Here is a 15,208-nt window from a genome sequence, read left to right on the forward strand (position 1 = left end):
TTGACTGGCTTTTTCATTTCTTTTTAAATTATCCTTGATTACAATTTTATTTAACCGCCAAGGCTTTATCAATTAAAAAAGTCAGATTTGTACGATGAGCTTTTGTTTGCTCATTTGTTGAAACAGCACCACCAAGCTGAGTTTTTATCTTTTTCAGTGTATATAATGCTGCTGCTTTACTTGCATTATCATATCCTCCTGGGGCAGAAACGATACTTGTTGAAGCTTTTACAAATTCAGTTTGCAGATTTTGGCGTAACAAATTCACATTTGATTTGAGATCTGCTGCAAAAATGTCATTTGCCAAATCGCTCATTACACTAGCTACAGAATAGGCGTTACCATAAAGTCCACTATTGTTTATTCTGGTTAAAGTATTTGGATGGAGAATTTGGGCAAGCGTACTCAATTGTATTCCCATAAAGGTATTCTGAGGTTTAAAATCCTCATTGGTTCCAAAAAATCCAAATCCGCGTCTTTGAATCTGAAGATAAGGGAACAACGGACTATCAGCATCAAAAGCATTAGGTGCAAATACATATTTACCCAATAATGCCATTGCCTTTTTTTGGTATTCAACCGGAACAGGGGTAAACGGAGCAACAGTTGTTTTTTGCCCTACAAAACTTCTGTCAACATACACACCTCCAACAAAACGGCTAATAGCTGCTGCCATACTTGCACGCTGGCCATTAAGCTGCAAATAACGCTGCCGCAACTCCTGGTAACTCTGGCCTGTTTTACTAAAGCGAGATTTCAGCTTTATGATCATTGTGTTTACCAATTTAAACCTATCTTCACCATAAGCCATCATATCGTTAGTATGATCATTAACATTCACTCTAGGATCAATACCAGCCCCAGGACTACGCATATCATCAGCATCATTACCAAAGGCAAGCTGTGGATCTGTACTGCGACTAAGAATCTTATTTAACCCCGCCTCCTCTTCCGACTCACTAAATGGAGTATAACCATATTCAATTGCCCATAAATCATAAGGACCAGCTTTTGTAGTGTAATAATCACCTTGCTTGCTACGATCACTGCTTACATTTATTGCAGGATAATCCATTACTGATCCCTGCAACCCAATTTTACGGGTAAGTGCGATATCATTCATTTGCGCAGGACTTAACATTTGGCTGGCTTTCATATTATGATTAAGTCCAAGCGTATGCCCCATTTCATGCATAATAAGGTAGTATAAAAACTGTTTGTGCATTTCACGCACAGTTTCTGCTCTTTTTGCCTCCGGTACATCAGCATCAAGTGCTTCAATTGCTGTTAAACCAGTTTGATACTGCATACTTAACTCCTGAGCTAATGCACAAGAAGCCATATGGTTCTTATCCAAGCCATGTATATGTCCTGATTTTGAAGAAACAGCTTCAATAGGATTTTCCCAAGGCAATTTTAAGACAGCATTACCACCATTAAACAAATCGTCAGTAACCACTGTTCCTGCTCCCGAACGCCACTCAACAGTAATATCAGCACCAAGAATCTGACCGGTTAAAGGGTTATAAAAGCTTGGCCCGATTGCACCATAGGAAGGATAAGCTGATGATACCCAACGGATTACATTATAGGCAATATCTGCCGGATCCCAAGTGGCTGTATCCGACATTTCTTTCATTACAACAGCATTTTTGAAACCTGCTTTCTCAAATGCCTCATTCCATTTCTCACCTGCCTCTTTTATAATCGGGCGATACGCCAATGGAGTAGTATTTTCAATCCAGAAAACAATCGGTTCAACCGGCTCGCTTAATGCAGCTGATGGATCCTTCTTTTTAAGATTCCAGCGACTGATAAAGTCTTTGTATGGTGTTGGAGATATAGAAGTCAGGTTATCTACTTCTGCACCAAAATAACCTACCCTTGGATCATCGCGACGTGGGCGGAAATCATTCTTAGGTACTTCAAGAAAAGAATGCTGCATTTTAACCCTTACATAGCGCGCATCGGTGATATCTTTTCCTCCATTATTCAAAGGTACCGGATTGTCATAAGCAAGCTCCACCACTACATCTGTATTTCCGGGAAATGAACGTGTTTTTTGATACTTCGACTTAAAGGCATTTAAGCTTCCTAAATTAAACACTGCACCTGGAGGCAATGTTGGAGGAAAAACCGGCTTAACCGGATCCAATTTATCTCCAAGAAAAAGACCATCAACCGAAATTAAATAGCCAAGTGAATCTTGTGCTGCAACTTTATCGCTATAAAAAACAGCATCCGAAACGTCAACATTTGCAACTTTACTTACAGGATTTAACTTATCATAATAGAAGTTTGTATTCCTTTGAAGAAGCTCAATTTTATCATCAGATTTCTGGATATAGAATAACCAGGTGGTTCTAATCATATTCTGATTAAGATACAAAGTGGTTGGCCCGCCCATCGAAAAACTCTGGTAGATATAATCCTTGCCTAACTGATCTTTTTTAACATACATCTGAAGACTACCTGTTACGGTATCTCTATACATAGCAAAAAGACCATCAATTTTTTTACTGGATTTGATCTTATCTTTAATACTTGGTTTAGGGGGAGTTACCTGAACCTTCTTTAAAGAATCAGCTGCTAATGCTTTTTTCTTCTTTTGGGCAAAAGCCCCAGTGGCCAAAAACAGGACCAACGATAGCAAAGTAATGTTTTTTTTCATTGGAATAAGGTTTGTTATGGTGAGATTTTATCTTGTATATGATTGTTCCCTGACCTATCTAGGCCTGTATAAATGCAATTAAAAAGAATAAGCCAAACAGTAACAACAGCGAAACAAAAGAGAAGGTATTAAAAAAAATAAACTTTAATATTGTTAATTTTCTACTTTGTTTATAGAAGTGCCGCATCGCTGAATAAGCATAAAATATAGCGTAAATAAGGAAAGTCAGATAAACAAGCCCCGTCCCGCCAATGCCGATATAAGGTAATAGCTTAGTTACTCCCATTAATATAAGCAGCAAAATAAAAGTATAAACGTAAAGGTGAATTAGAAAAACCGCATGATCAGAATAATAAAACTCCCGCTTTCTAAAATAAAGCAATTTCAAATAAAAGGCATATAATGGCAATGAAATAAATAACAAATAAGGTAGCTTATGGAAGAAGTTATCAAGAACAGACCATAACAACTGTTTACCACGTGGGTCATCTTCCGAATATAATTGATTCACTTTGTCACTCATACCTTTGAAGATCCAATCTTCATTCTTAGGATTTGGAAGTATTTTTTCAGCGCCAACGACCGTGGTATCAGTGTTTTTCTTAATATCTACGACTAACTCTTCACCTTGCTTTGGTGCAAAAAAAGCGAAGAATATTAGAAAAAAAAGTGCTGATGTAAATAGATACATTCTAATTGGATGAAAATAATCGGTTCTTCTACCTCTTGAATACTCTTCCGATAAAAATCCAGGCTTTTTGAATAGGAGTTTGATGGTAACAAAAAATTTTCCGTCAAAGTGTAATAAATCCTGAATGAAATGAGAAACAATACTCCCAAAGCTTTCATGCGGTTCTATATTTTCCTGCCCGCATTGGCTACAATATCTAATTTGAATAATTGAGCCACAGTTCAGGCAAGTGTTATCCTCGCGTAGTCTATTGGTCATAAATAATTAATTAGTCGATTAAAATCTTTTATAGCGTAGTTGGGCTTACCTTCTAATTTAATTAATTCAAGCCGAATTGCGAAAAAAAAACCACTTACAAATAAAATATAATACTCACTCCCAATTAGTTGTATCGTAAAATATCAATAAGTTCCGTTCCACGTTGAATTGAAAAATTATAACTAGTCTCCGGATCGCCACAATCTAAAATGAACTTTTTCAAATATGCGTTGACTGCTTTCACAAAAGGTGGACCGACAGTACCTTCTCTGATTTCTATATCAAAGTCTTCCATATCATCATAGGCAACAATATGTACAATTTCCGGAAACTGTTGCTGCAACTTTTCCTTTAACGTGTCCATTGAATTCTGAGATTGATTGTTACTTACTTCCATAACATTCATTTTTTAATTTAACATTTAAGCATCGTAATAGTTTATACTTATGGGTATTAATCTCCAGATCTGGTCATGATTTTTCACTAATATTGCAATGATTCTGTTAGCGTTATAGATGAATTTGAATTGCCAGCAATATTTTATAGCCAGAGATTTTAAAAAAAATAAATAATTTTCAATGAAAGTAAAACGAATTGTTATAGATGTTCATAGTGAAAATCTGGATTTAGCTAAACAGTTCTATGGGGGTATACTGGGACTTGATTTATTAATGGATCATGGCTGGATAACAACCTATGGATCTGATGAACAACAACATGTTCAGATCAGTTTTGCCAGTGAAGGAGGTTCAGGAGCATCCATACCAGATTTATCAATCGAAGTGGACGATATTAATGAAGCACTTCGGCGGATGCAAGCTGCAAAAATCCCTATAGAATATGGGCCTATTGATGAGCCATGGGGAGTTCGTAGATTTTTCGTTCGTGACCCTTTTAATAAATTGATCAATATTCTTACCCATCAATAATTATAAGTGGCGCTCACAGTATATTTCACTCGCTTGAATATCCCCATCAGCATCCAACCAGATGTCAAAACAAGTAGTTGAATCCACAAAAACCCTCAAAGGCATAAGGAAAGTATATTCTCCAGATTTTAATATCTTTTTCAGTTCGACTTCGCACTCAAGCCATACATCTACGACCAGTTGCGAAGTAAAGGGTTGAATAGCTATATTTATGCATATAAAATACCATCCCATAGCCAACCCGTTCAGATATTCATTATTCCAAATCACCATAACAACATCCGATTTAAACCCACAACAATAAATTTAATGTTCCCTCATATCCCTCCGATTTCATTATATGAATATTAGTAGAACCTTAAACAAATGCCTGTTAGAAAGGTTTGGAGTTAGTTTATTTTCTCTTTACTATTAATTTTCTACTATTTCCTGGCCAAAAAAATCGTTCACAAATCTGAAGATTACTTGGAAGAATGGAACATGACCTGGTATGTTGAGCATGCTTTATTTTGAACTCTTTAAAACAGCTTTAATTTTATCAATAACACCATTTTTTTTATTTCTCGCCTTATCATTACCTATCAAAAAACCGTAAGGTTGTAAATCAGGTACATTATCACAAACAATTTTTACAATTCCCAGCAATGGAATTGCCAGGATCATTCCGGCTACTCCCCATATCAGTTCACCCAAAACTATCGTCAGTATAGTAAATAAGGGATTAATGTTAACCTGCTCCCCAACAATAACAGGTTCAAGCAAATAAGTTTGTATAAATTGTATCGTGGCATAGGTTATCAGTACCCCGATAACCATTTTACTATCCCCACCCTGTGCAAGTACAGCTAGTAAGGTAACTGATGTACCAGTTAAATTTCCAACAAATGGAATGATCTCCAGGATACCACATAATACAGCAAAAAAAATGGCACTTTCTACACCAATGAGACTAAATCCTATACCATACATGATCCACAAAACCACAATCATAGCGGCTAGCCCACTCAAATATTGTTGTGCTACATCCCCCCCTTTATGAACAATACCTTCCGCTTTATCTTTGCCATCCCCAGGCACAAGCTTGATTATAAATTTTTTAATATGCGAACGATAAAATAAGAAAAGGAACATATAGACCAACACCAGCACGGTATTTAGCAAGACATCCATAATTTTACCTACAAAAGCCACCAGTATACCACCACCCCCAACAGATGACTGCCCTTGCGCCTCTACCATTTCCTGCTGCTGTTTTAAATCGATACCAACCTTATCATATATCCAGTGTTGAAAGTTAGAAAACAGATTGACCACACGTTGCTTCATGGCATCTATATTTTCCACGAGCCCATTCAGTTGCCAGCTAAGCAAAAATATTACAAGAGAAATCGCCAATACAAAGCAAATGACACAAATAAGTGAAGCAAGCCCTCTATTAATCCGTTTATGCTCCAGCCAGTTACAGAACCTAATAAACACCATAGAAAACACCCCAGCTAATGATAAAGGAATAAGGAAAGGTGCTGCAAAATACAGACCGCCAAACGATAAAATAAAAAACAAAAGTATATAGATGCTGCGTTGAAGGTTAGCCATATCTTTAAGAACAAAGCTGGATACGAACTGTTTGATCGAAATTTTATATCTAAGTACTTTAATGCGATTTCCTGCCAGTTATTATAAATGGTTAAATTATCTATGAGATTGCTCATATAAGCCAGGATGAGTAACGATATTAAGTTTGGCACGTAAAATTCTTAAAGCATATTTTATTTGACTTGCTACAGTATGTTCAGATAGCGATAGCTTTGCAGCAATTTGTTTATTGTTTAAACCTTGATTGTGTCTCAATAAAAAAACTTCCTTCATTTTCACAGGTAATGCATTAATTGCTTTTCCAATCAGTTTCGAACTTTCATTTGTTCTGATGATATAATCTGTAGAAGAGGTATTTATTGGTTCTTTATAAGCACCCTCATGTTGCCTAATACACTTTTGATGTCTAAACCTACCAAAGGCTCCGTTTAACGTGGCTCTAAACAAATATCCGGATAGATTTGGCCCTATCATAAAATCTTCTTTAGACTTCCATAAATTAAAATATACATCATGTATCACGTCTTCGGCTGCGCCCTTGTCCTGAAGCTTTCGATAGATATAGTTATATAGTACGTGTTTATAGCGTAGATAAATTTCTTCAAATGCAGTATGATTACCCAATTTCAAAAGTCCTACTAATTCCAGATCAGGTAATTTTTCATAACCCAACCCATTCCTATTGCTGCGTTTTAATTTCATTTATTTATTCCTTTTATTGGTAGTTAATAATTGTTTCCTGCGGTGTCAATGAGCTCGCAATAGTTTTTTTAGATTGAATTCCTCTGTCCAATACTCTTTGTTAGTGCGTTTTTCATAGGCTTTGTATTGAGCAATGCCATTTGCGGTGATTAGGAGTTGGTGAGCTTGGAGGGGATTATTAGGATGCTGAAATGTGCGCTCTGTTTCGGGCGATAAAGTCACATAAGCCCAGTCATCATGCGGAAACAGGATTTCGTTTACCAGTTCGCGGGTACCCGGACTATTGTAAAACCTTATCGATGCATCCCAAAAAATATGGCAATTGAAATCATTATCAGTCTTAAATTGCTCAATAGCCTGTAAACGGGATGCTATAAGTACTTTCCATGATTCGGTTAGGTATATAATGGCAAACTCAATGCTTTCCCAGGCACTGCTGGTATTGGCTTTAATTAGTATATGTTGTGTGGGGTTCTTTGATCGTTTCATATTGTGTTCAGAAAATTTAAGGCATAGCGATGCCAGGACAATGATTTATAGGTTATCCATATTGAATTAAACAGGAACGGTTGATTAGTCTGGTGGACAGACAATAAGCGCATAAAGAATTCTACTTGCTATTTCCATTTTCAGTTGATTTAAAGCTGATATTAATGGAATCCGGCAAGAAAGGTTCTTTATTTACATATTATGAATTTACAATTCAGAATTTCCCTGCATCTGGGCAGGGATTATTTACACAAAAAGCGTGGAACCCAACTTACCGCTTTAGAGGCCCTAGGAAGCCTTGGAACGAATAAGCAAGGCCCACGCTTTTAAGCGTGAGCACTTTTCACCTATCCTCTTGTTCCGTTGAAATTTCCTAGGTTTCTAAAGCAAGATTCTTAAGTGCTAAATGCTTCAAATATTTTGAAGATTCGGCAAAAATATAATATTAACTTGTTACATGCATTATTAGTTTATCAAATATACATTAATTACACTAATTAACACAAATATTTCAATAAAATTAATTTTTGTAATTAATTATAGTATTTTGAATGAAATAACAAAATTTTGAAAGCATACTTAACTAAAACTGACCCGTAATTACCTGGTTAAACTGGTTCTTCCCATTTCACCACATATTTGATAGCACTTGCCACATTAATTATACAATATTCTTTTAGTTTGCTTCCTTTGATCTGAATCAAAAGAAATATATGTTAACAGCTCTTAAGAAATTACTGACAAACTGGATTGCCCACTTTTTAATGATGTGGATTGCAATTATTGTATTTACGGTGATTCCTTACCTGTATCATGTACATATTTGGGGCAATTACATCTACAACACCGACGGCACACCTGTATCAGGTTTGCAATATGCCACCAATTTAAATAAAGATTTATTCGTTGTTGCACTTTTTATCTTTTTGACTGAAGCAGTAAGACAATTTCTATTTAAAAAATATCACTTCATCGTTTTTATAGCGGGATGTTTATTAACTGGAATGATTTCATGTGCAGGAATTGTTTATTTACGTCCGCATGTTTTCCAGCAACAAGGTAAACTTTCTGCGATTGAACCTATTTTATATATATCAGCTTATGCTTTTGTTTATGTAACAGTTAGGGACTATTATCTTCAAAATAGAAATAGAAAGCTGCATAGGATTCAGCAGTCGGAGAATGAACTTCATGCTTTAAAGGCTCAGCTGAACCCGCATTTTCTATTCAATGCCTTAAATTATCTTTATGGCACCGCCTTAAAAGAAAAAGCATCAGACACCGCTCAGGGGATTGATATCATGTCTGATATGATGCGTTATACCATTCATGGAATGCATGAGAATTTTGTTCCACTCCAGGATGAACTGAAGTTTATGGAAAACTATCTGCAACTTCAGCACGTACGTTTGCCCATACAGGACAATATCAAAATTAACACTCAAATTGTTTCAGATGATCATAATCATCAACAAAAAATAGCACCACTATTGCTTCTCCCCTTCATTGAAAATGCTTTTAAGTACGGTATCAGTATGGATGCGCAATGTGAAGTTCAGATAAAGATTGTTGTGGCCAAAAACGAGCTGCACATGGAAGTGTTTAATACCATTATTCAGAACCGTGCAGAAGTTAGCGGAAATAATACGGGAATAAAAAATACGATTAAGCGGCTGGATCTTCTTTATCCGAATAGTTACCAGTTAGATCATAAAAACACCAGTTTAGATTATAAAGTTTCATTTTGGTTGAAACTCAATTCTTAAATACATCATTCAATTTTCGTAATCATGATTAAAAAAGTAATGTTACTGCTTTGCGGAGCAGCAGTCCCCTTTATGTCTCTATCTCAGACCAAAGATTCCTTGTTTACAGTTAAAATAACTGCAAAAAAAATGCCCTCAATGGCTAAGATTTACCTGTTATACCAACAGCATGGGAAAAAAATAGTTGATTCTGCGATGCAGAACAATGGGTTGTTTGTTTTTAAGGGTAAAATAGATAGACCAATGTATAGCACTCTTGTTTGCGATACCACAAAAATTGGTTTATCGGGAATGATTAAAAAACGACATGATAAACCAGATTTATTGCGAATGTATATTTATCCGGGGCAAATTGCGTTGAAAACCTCCAGCCGCTCAATTGCTGATGCAAAGTTTGTTGGGAAGGGTATCAATTCAGATTATTTTAAGCTGGAACAAATGCTTGGCCCCGTTTATGAAGAGAGCAATAAGATCAGTAAGTTGACGGAAATTGCTCATGAGCCAAAAACCTCACAGTTGAATAAGAAATTGGATAGTTTAAACTCAGTTAAGAAGGCTATTCGACGGAAATTCGTTATTGATAATCCAGGCAGCTTTATCGCCTTGGGCGCATTGCAGGACTATGCAGGAATCTCACCTGATGTTGCTGTTGTTGAGCCAATGTTTAACAGGCTTTCTCTAAGATTGCAGCATACACCATCCGGTAAAGAATTTCGGAAATTTCTTTCAGACCAAAAAGATCTTAATCCCGGTGCCGTGGCTCCTGTTTTTGTTCAAAATGATACTGCAGGCAATCCTGTTAATTTGGCTTCATTTAGAGGGAAGTATGTGTTGATTGATTTCTGGGCTTCCTGGTGTGGACCTTGTAGAAGTACCAACCCTGAACTTGTTAAAATCTACAATGAATTTAAAGAGAGAAATTTTACTATCTTGGGTATATCCCTTGATGGTGCAGATGGAAAAGATGCGTGGTTAAAAGCAATAAAGGATGATAGGTTAGGCTGGACCCAGCTTTCAGATTTGAAGCATTGGGAAAATGAGGTGGCAAAGCTCTATAGCATCAGGAAAATTCCACAGAGCTTTCTGATTGATCCTGAAGGTGTGATTATAGCAAGAGATCTTGAAACGAAAGAGTTAATGGAGAAGCTTAAACAAGTATTACCGGTAAAATGATCAAAGTAATTGCAGTTGACGATGAACCTGTAGCACACGATATTATTCGTTCTCATGCGGAAAAAATACCTTTTATTTCGCTTGATGCAACGTTTTTGAGTGCTACAGATGCATTGTTCTATATTAAAAATGAGCGTGTAGATTTAGTGTTCCTCGACATCGCTATGCCTGATCTGTCGGGCATTGAATTTGCCGCTATGATAAACCCCGGAATTCAGGTCATTTTTACTACCGCTTATCCAGAATATGCATTAAAAGGTTTTGAGTTGGCTGCTACAGACTATTTATTAAAGCCTATCAATTTTACCCGCTTTTTAAAAGCTTGTCAGCTTGCTGAAACGAGGCTTCAACTGCCTGAAGTAAAAAAAAGGGACGAAGAACAGGCTTTATTTGTAAAAGATGGACATGACTGGGTGCAAATAAAGTTTAGTAACCTGGTTTATGCCAAAGCGGAAGACAATTATGTGGACTTGCATGAAATAGATAAACATACCCTGACACGAATTACATTGACAGAATTACAAACGAGACTCCCTGCAGACCAGTTTTTACGTGTACATAAATCGTTTGTAATTTCCAGGCATAAAATTGAGCGGATTGAGAAACACCAGGTAATTGTGGCGGGGAACAAGATTCCATTGTCTAAATTATATAGAAATCAGCTCCTGCAAAATTTAGAAGGAGAATTGTAACATAAATTCCATTTCTGTATGCGATTTTCCCATATTTTCAGCCGCTCAAAATATACCTAAAAATTTTTTCCTCTTTTTTTTCTTCTCATCCTGTATTTTTATTCCCTTTGCCAGATTCGATTTTTCGGAGCGTTTAAGTTTTGCTAAACGAATACTATCTTCCCTCTCTTTCAATATTCGTTCCAAATACTGGCTATTATAGAATAAAAAGGGTGGTTCAAAGGCTTTCGCATTGGCTACTACATAACTTACCATCACTTTCTCTTTTGGTAAAAACAGATAAGACAAAAAGGTCGTTAAAAGTGCAATTGCTACAGCTAAACCAACTATAATTTTTTTCGACAAACGCACTTCATTTCCATATGCGTGCTTCTTTGTTACCTCATGGGCAAGCGGTTTAGTTAACTTCCCCAATGCGATCAGTTTAGCATTATCAATTATACCCCCCTCAGGATGTTGTTGCACAGAGACCACTATTCCATGGGTAATGGCGGCGGCTAGTTCAACACCATTGGCATACCGTTGTGCTGGATCTTTCTCGAGGCATTTATAAATCACGGCTAATAACCAAGCAGGTACTTGTAGCCCGATATTTAGGTCCTCCTTTGATAAGCTGCTTTCCAGATTTTTTTTCCTTAATTTAATTACATCTGGAATTTGCCCTTCCATGTGACCCAGCATTACCGAATTACGACCGGTATCGCCATCCCCATTCAAAGGAAATGGCACCTGACCTGTTAAAAGTTCATATAAAATGATCCCGTAGCTGTAAATGTCAGTTTGCAGTAACATCTTCCCTTCATGCTGCTCTGGCGCCATAAATTCGACGGCTCCCGCATTGCGGATACTGGTTCTACGCTGCTCTTCGCTCATAATGGCCAAACCAAAATCAAGTAGCACATAATTGCCTGTATACACATTGTACTTTACATTATTACTCTTGATATCGCCATGCTTTACACCAACTTGATGGCAATGTGCAATGGCGCTGGCTAGCTGATCGGCAACTTTAACCAGCTCTTTAATAGCGAAAGCTCGTGGGTTCGGGGGTTGTAAAAGTTCAGAGAGGTCTGGCCCCTCTATATATTCCATTTCTATATACGGAAAAGAACCGCTATCGGTAATGCCCCAACTCATTATTTTCACTACATTGGGACATGGATTTTCGTTTACTTTTTGGAGCTTGGTTACTTCATTCTTAAAATTCCGATAATTTTTGTCAGTCTCGTCTTCAGTATGTATAGGCGTAGGCAACAATTTGATGGCCGAATAAATTGCACCCATTCTTTTCCCTTTATACACCGAACCTTGGCCTCCTGTTTTTAAGGCACCAAGATTTTGAAGTCCGTCTGCAATTGTAAATACTTTACTCATTTTCGAGTTCCTGATAACTAAATGCTAAAAATTTATTGATATTCACCTTCGATCGGTAAAGGCCTCTGCTTAATCATATAGCTACGCATAAGTGCAGCATATGCAGAATCATAACCAATTTCGTACCATTTTTAAGAGGTTCTGGCCTATCACTCACTTATAGTACAAATCTGTTGGCTAACATATTGCAATTGTTGGCAATACCTATCACCATACGGGCTACAGAAGCAGGCGCAGCAATCAATTCTCCTTGGCCCCATGCCATGCCTGAGATGCCTTTGGCCCGCGTTCTACAGGAACATTCACATTATCAATATCCGCAACTGAGGCCATTTCTAGACATTCATCAAAAACATCCACAAATTATTTACTTATAAACGGTTTATGGGATATAGAAGCCTTACTCATGGTCTGCTGTATTTTATACAAACGAGTAGCCATTTCAAAACGTTCCTTATAGCTACGTTTTAGACCCTCTTTTAAAAGTTCCAATTCAGCCTGATCAAATGTTTCATTTCTTTTGTCCATTAAATATTGATCTTAAAACTATTTCAAATTTACATAAAACGCTTATCAATAACAAGGCAAGAGTCAGCAGATAATGTATAACATAAATAGGGGCTGCAAATATTTAATCTGCAGCCCTTATCATAACTTTTCCTGAAAAGTTTTAACACTATACTAACACAGTGTTAAAATATGTACCCTGGCAGGGATTCGAACCCCTGCCAGCGGTTTAGAAAACCCTTGCCTGCCGTAAGCGTACTGCTTCAGTTGACACCCTCGCTCCGTTCGCAATTGCGATGAGCATAGGAATTTGTAAATGGTTGAGTTTAACAATAAATTTTCATAACTTAATAATAAACAACCACAAACAGCATATGGGTAAATTTCTAGGTATCGATGGAAAGTACCATCCAGAAGGTAGCTTTCTTGGTTCAGACGGCAAGTATCATCCGTCAGGGTTCAAATTAGGTGTTAATGGTGACTATGTTCCAGGAGACTCATTCTTAGGAAGTGATGGCCAATATCATGAAAAAGGTAGTTTTGTGGGGAGCGATGGTTTATACCATCCGAAAGGATGTTTCATTGGGGTTGACGGAAAATACCATTACAAAGGTTCTTTTCTTGGCACCGATGGCCTATATCACCTTGAAGGTAGTTTCATAGGCAGTGATGGCCTCTACCATCCGAGAGGCTCATTTCTAGGAGCAAACGGCAAATATATTGAACCTGCAGGTCTTTCAATCGACGAGAAAAGGAATCAAGACAATGTGGTATGTTGATTAGATGCATAACCGATAAGAAAACTTAAAAATTGCTAAAAAAAACCAGTTAAGTCTGTTATATTGTTATGAGTTTAAAATAATTCAACAACATGACCATTAAAACTACCCAAACACAGCACAGCGTCGAAGATTTCATCGAAGCCTTTGCGGCAACGCCACAGAAAAAGCAGGACGGGTTCGAACTATTGAAATTGATGAAAGCGCATACAGGTTATGATCCTAAAATGTGGGGGCCATCGATAATTGGTTTCGGTTCCTATCATTATAAATCAGAAAGAAGCAGGCAGGAAGGGGATTGGCCTTTGGTCGGATTCTCGCCGCGAAAGGCGGCCCTATCCTTGTATGTTTATAGCGGTGCCCCAGGTCAGGAAGAACTGCTCAAGCAATTGGGAAAGTTTACCATGGGAAAAGGTTGTATCTATGTAAAAAAACTGACGGACATTCATATCGATGTACTTAAGGAAATGATCAGCGGAACGATTGATTTCCTTGAGGCAAAATGGGGTAAACAGTGAACTGGCGAATTTAATTTTATCAATTCATATTCCGATACTCATTCGGTGTGCATCCTACACGGGTTTTAAATAAGCGACTAAAATGTTGTGGATACTTGAAGCCCAACTCGAATGCAATTTCATTAATGGTTTTGCGGCTATCAAAAATCTTATTTTTTGCAATATCAATGATCTTGTTCTGAATATACTCCTGCGCAGATTTGCCTGTTTCTTTTTTGACCAGATCACCAAAATAGTTTGCTGATAAATGGACTTCATCAGCAAAGTAACCTACCGAAGGTAGCCCAATGCTATAGGGTTTCTCGGATGTGAAATAGCTGTTCAGTAACTCTTCAAACTTTTGCAGTATACCTTTATTGACATTCTCCCTGGTGATAAACTGACGATCATAAAACCTTTCACAATAATTCAGGAAAAGCTCAATATTGGATGCAATTAACTTTTTGCTATGCTTGTCAACCGATTGCCCTAATTCAGACTCAATCTTTGAAAAACAGTCAAAAACAATTTTTCTTTCCTTTTCCGATAAATGTAATGCCTCACTGGTATTGTAACTAAAAAAACTATACTCTTCGAGACTTTTGGCCAGAGAAGTACCTTTAATAAGATCTGGATGAAAGACCAGTCCGTGTCCCATTGGCTGGTAAAAATCTACTTTGTTCTCCACATCGATAACCTGTCCGGGGGAAATAAATACCAATGTACCTTCCTCATAGTCATAATAGTTACAGCCATACTTTAAATCGCCGCAATGCACTTCTTTAAGGAAAATGCAATAAAGTCCGAAAGTCATACGTGAACCTGTTCTTTCCTTCGCTTTTGAGAAATCAATAATACTCACCAGCGGATGTAAAGTTTCATGGTTATTAAACGCATTGTACTGGCTTACTGTATCAAAATTATATGCCTTTTCCATAGCTATTACCTTTTTGTTGATACAAAATTAACCATTCTGGTATAACAAAAGCTGCAGAGATACACCAATCAGTAACATTGGTAGTAATATCCGTAATTCATCTACAAATTCACTCCATACCAATGCAGAACTTTGTATCATCAGAAG

The 15,208-nt window shown here is 37.1% G+C and carries 16 protein-coding genes; 6 read left to right on the plus strand and 10 right to left on the minus strand.

What is annotated here, in order from left to right; genetic code table 11:
- Positions 1-46: 46 nt before the first annotated feature.
- From B9A18_RS23485 to B9A18_RS23495, 3 genes are all read right to left on the minus strand, one after another.
- A complete protein-coding gene (locus tag B9A18_RS23485; protein ID WP_084292138.1) occupies positions 47-2,671 on the minus strand; it encodes a zinc-dependent metalloprotease in 2,625 nt (874 codons plus the stop codon).
- Positions 2,672-2,729: 58 nt separating this feature from the next.
- Positions 2,730-3,620 (minus strand): DUF3667 domain-containing protein, encoded by an 891-nt coding sequence (locus B9A18_RS23490; protein ID WP_084292140.1) that lies wholly within the window; start codon positions 3,618-3,620, stop codon positions 2,730-2,732.
- A 124-nt stretch (positions 3,621-3,744) separates the two neighbouring features.
- Positions 3,745-4,017 carry a hypothetical protein gene (locus B9A18_RS23495; protein WP_144009602.1) on the minus strand — a complete coding sequence of 91 codons (273 nt, stop codon included), beginning with the start codon at positions 4,015-4,017 and terminating at the stop codon, positions 3,745-3,747.
- A gap of 181 nt (positions 4,018-4,198) precedes the next feature.
- On the opposite strand from B9A18_RS23495, the gene B9A18_RS23500 reads away from it, so the two are divergent.
- Positions 4,199-4,549 (plus strand): VOC family protein, encoded by a 351-nt coding sequence (locus B9A18_RS23500; protein ID WP_084292144.1) that lies wholly within the window; start codon positions 4,199-4,201, stop codon positions 4,547-4,549.
- Here B9A18_RS23500 and B9A18_RS25490 read toward each other — a convergent pair whose 3' ends face one another.
- The 4 genes from B9A18_RS25490 to B9A18_RS23520 form a co-directional block, all read right to left on the minus strand.
- A complete protein-coding gene (locus tag B9A18_RS25490) occupies positions 4,550-4,822 on the minus strand; it encodes a hypothetical protein (RefSeq protein WP_084292146.1) in 273 nt (90 codons plus the stop codon).
- A gap of 231 nt (positions 4,823-5,053) precedes the next feature.
- Positions 5,054-6,145: an AI-2E family transporter gene (locus tag B9A18_RS23510; protein ID WP_084292148.1), complete on the minus strand. Its 1,092-nt coding sequence runs from the start codon at positions 6,143-6,145 to the stop codon at positions 5,054-5,056.
- A 96-nt stretch (positions 6,146-6,241) separates the two neighbouring features.
- Entirely contained in the window at positions 6,242-6,847 is a 606-nt protein-coding gene (locus tag B9A18_RS23515; protein WP_084292150.1) for an RNA polymerase sigma factor, read from the minus strand.
- Between the two features lie 45 nt (positions 6,848-6,892).
- Positions 6,893-7,336: a hypothetical protein gene (locus B9A18_RS23520; protein ID WP_084292152.1), complete on the minus strand. Its 444-nt coding sequence runs from the start codon at positions 7,334-7,336 to the stop codon at positions 6,893-6,895.
- A gap of 713 nt (positions 7,337-8,049) precedes the next feature.
- On the opposite strand from B9A18_RS23520, the gene B9A18_RS23525 reads away from it, so the two are divergent.
- From B9A18_RS23525 to B9A18_RS23535, 3 genes are read left to right on the plus strand one after another with little or no spacing between them, the layout of a single operon-like run.
- The gene (locus tag B9A18_RS23525; protein ID WP_084292154.1) at positions 8,050-9,102 is read left to right on the plus strand and encodes a sensor histidine kinase; all 1,053 of its coding nucleotides are present in this window, start codon (positions 8,050-8,052) and stop codon (positions 9,100-9,102) included.
- 24 nt (positions 9,103-9,126) lie between these two features.
- A complete protein-coding gene (locus tag B9A18_RS23530) occupies positions 9,127-10,275 on the plus strand; it encodes a TlpA disulfide reductase family protein (protein ID WP_084292156.1) in 1,149 nt (382 codons plus the stop codon).
- Positions 10,272-10,967 (plus strand): LytR/AlgR family response regulator transcription factor, encoded by a 696-nt coding sequence (locus tag B9A18_RS23535; protein WP_084292158.1) that lies wholly within the window; start codon positions 10,272-10,274, stop codon positions 10,965-10,967. The genes B9A18_RS23530 and B9A18_RS23535 overlap by 4 nt, the downstream gene beginning before the upstream one ends.
- Before the next feature lie 45 nt (positions 10,968-11,012).
- Here B9A18_RS23535 and B9A18_RS23540 read toward each other — a convergent pair whose 3' ends face one another.
- Together B9A18_RS23540 and B9A18_RS25245 are read right to left on the minus strand one after the other, a co-directional pair.
- On the minus strand, positions 11,013-12,341 hold the full coding sequence (locus tag B9A18_RS23540; protein WP_084292160.1) for a serine/threonine protein kinase: 1,329 nt from the start codon (positions 12,339-12,341) through the stop codon (positions 11,013-11,015).
- A gap of 363 nt (positions 12,342-12,704) precedes the next feature.
- The gene (locus B9A18_RS25245) at positions 12,705-12,869 is read right to left on the minus strand and encodes a hypothetical protein (RefSeq protein WP_159452738.1); all 165 of its coding nucleotides are present in this window, start codon (positions 12,867-12,869) and stop codon (positions 12,705-12,707) included.
- Between the two features lie 353 nt (positions 12,870-13,222).
- On the opposite strand from B9A18_RS25245, the gene B9A18_RS23545 reads away from it, so the two are divergent.
- Together B9A18_RS23545 and B9A18_RS23550 are read left to right on the plus strand one after the other, a co-directional pair.
- Positions 13,223-13,627: a hypothetical protein gene (locus B9A18_RS23545; RefSeq protein ID WP_084292162.1), complete on the plus strand. Its 405-nt coding sequence runs from the start codon at positions 13,223-13,225 to the stop codon at positions 13,625-13,627.
- A 92-nt stretch (positions 13,628-13,719) separates the two neighbouring features.
- The gene (locus B9A18_RS23550; RefSeq protein WP_084292164.1) at positions 13,720-14,145 is read left to right on the plus strand and encodes a DUF1801 domain-containing protein; all 426 of its coding nucleotides are present in this window, start codon (positions 13,720-13,722) and stop codon (positions 14,143-14,145) included.
- Positions 14,146-14,164: 19 nt separating this feature from the next.
- Here the strand turns inward: B9A18_RS23550 and B9A18_RS23555 are convergent, their stop codons facing one another.
- On the minus strand, positions 14,165-15,061 hold the full coding sequence (locus tag B9A18_RS23555; RefSeq protein WP_084292166.1) for a helix-turn-helix domain-containing protein: 897 nt from the start codon (positions 15,059-15,061) through the stop codon (positions 14,165-14,167).
- Positions 15,062-15,208 lie beyond the last annotated feature (147 nt).

Source organism: Pedobacter nyackensis (genome assembly GCF_900176505.1).
Classification (GTDB): Bacteria; Bacteroidota; Bacteroidia; order Sphingobacteriales; family Sphingobacteriaceae; genus Pedobacter; species Pedobacter nyackensis.

Excerpts from the sequence above, each read along its gene's own strand:
- B9A18_RS23485 (WP_084292138.1), bottom strand. The coding sequence starts at position 2,671 with ATGAAAAAAAACATTACTTTGCTATCGTTGGTCCTGTTTTTGGCCACT.
- B9A18_RS23490 (WP_084292140.1), bottom strand. The coding sequence starts at position 3,620 with ATGACCAATAGACTACGCGAGGATAACACTTGCCTGAACTGTGGCTCA.
- B9A18_RS23495 (WP_144009602.1), bottom strand. The coding sequence starts at position 4,017 with ATGGAAGTAAGTAACAATCAATCTCAGAATTCAATGGACACGTTAAAG.
- B9A18_RS23500 (WP_084292144.1), top strand. The coding sequence starts at position 4,199 with ATGAAAGTAAAACGAATTGTTATAGATGTTCATAGTGAAAATCTGGAT.
- B9A18_RS25490 (WP_084292146.1), bottom strand. The coding sequence starts at position 4,822 with ATGGTGATTTGGAATAATGAATATCTGAACGGGTTGGCTATGGGATGG.
- B9A18_RS23510 (WP_084292148.1), bottom strand. The coding sequence starts at position 6,145 with ATGGCTAACCTTCAACGCAGCATCTATATACTTTTGTTTTTTATTTTA.
- B9A18_RS23515 (WP_084292150.1), bottom strand. The coding sequence starts at position 6,847 with ATGAAATTAAAACGCAGCAATAGGAATGGGTTGGGTTATGAAAAATTA.
- B9A18_RS23520 (WP_084292152.1), bottom strand. The coding sequence starts at position 7,336 with ATGAAACGATCAAAGAACCCCACACAACATATACTAATTAAAGCCAAT.
- B9A18_RS23525 (WP_084292154.1), top strand. The coding sequence starts at position 8,050 with ATGTTAACAGCTCTTAAGAAATTACTGACAAACTGGATTGCCCACTTT.
- B9A18_RS23530 (WP_084292156.1), top strand. The coding sequence starts at position 9,127 with ATGATTAAAAAAGTAATGTTACTGCTTTGCGGAGCAGCAGTCCCCTTT.
- B9A18_RS23535 (WP_084292158.1), top strand. The coding sequence starts at position 10,272 with ATGATCAAAGTAATTGCAGTTGACGATGAACCTGTAGCACACGATATT.
- B9A18_RS23540 (WP_084292160.1), bottom strand. The coding sequence starts at position 12,341 with ATGAGTAAAGTATTTACAATTGCAGACGGACTTCAAAATCTTGGTGCC.
- B9A18_RS25245 (WP_159452738.1), bottom strand. The coding sequence starts at position 12,869 with ATGGACAAAAGAAATGAAACATTTGATCAGGCTGAATTGGAACTTTTA.
- B9A18_RS23545 (WP_084292162.1), top strand. The coding sequence starts at position 13,223 with ATGGGTAAATTTCTAGGTATCGATGGAAAGTACCATCCAGAAGGTAGC.
- B9A18_RS23550 (WP_084292164.1), top strand. The coding sequence starts at position 13,720 with ATGACCATTAAAACTACCCAAACACAGCACAGCGTCGAAGATTTCATC.
- B9A18_RS23555 (WP_084292166.1), bottom strand. The coding sequence starts at position 15,061 with ATGGAAAAGGCATATAATTTTGATACAGTAAGCCAGTACAATGCGTTT.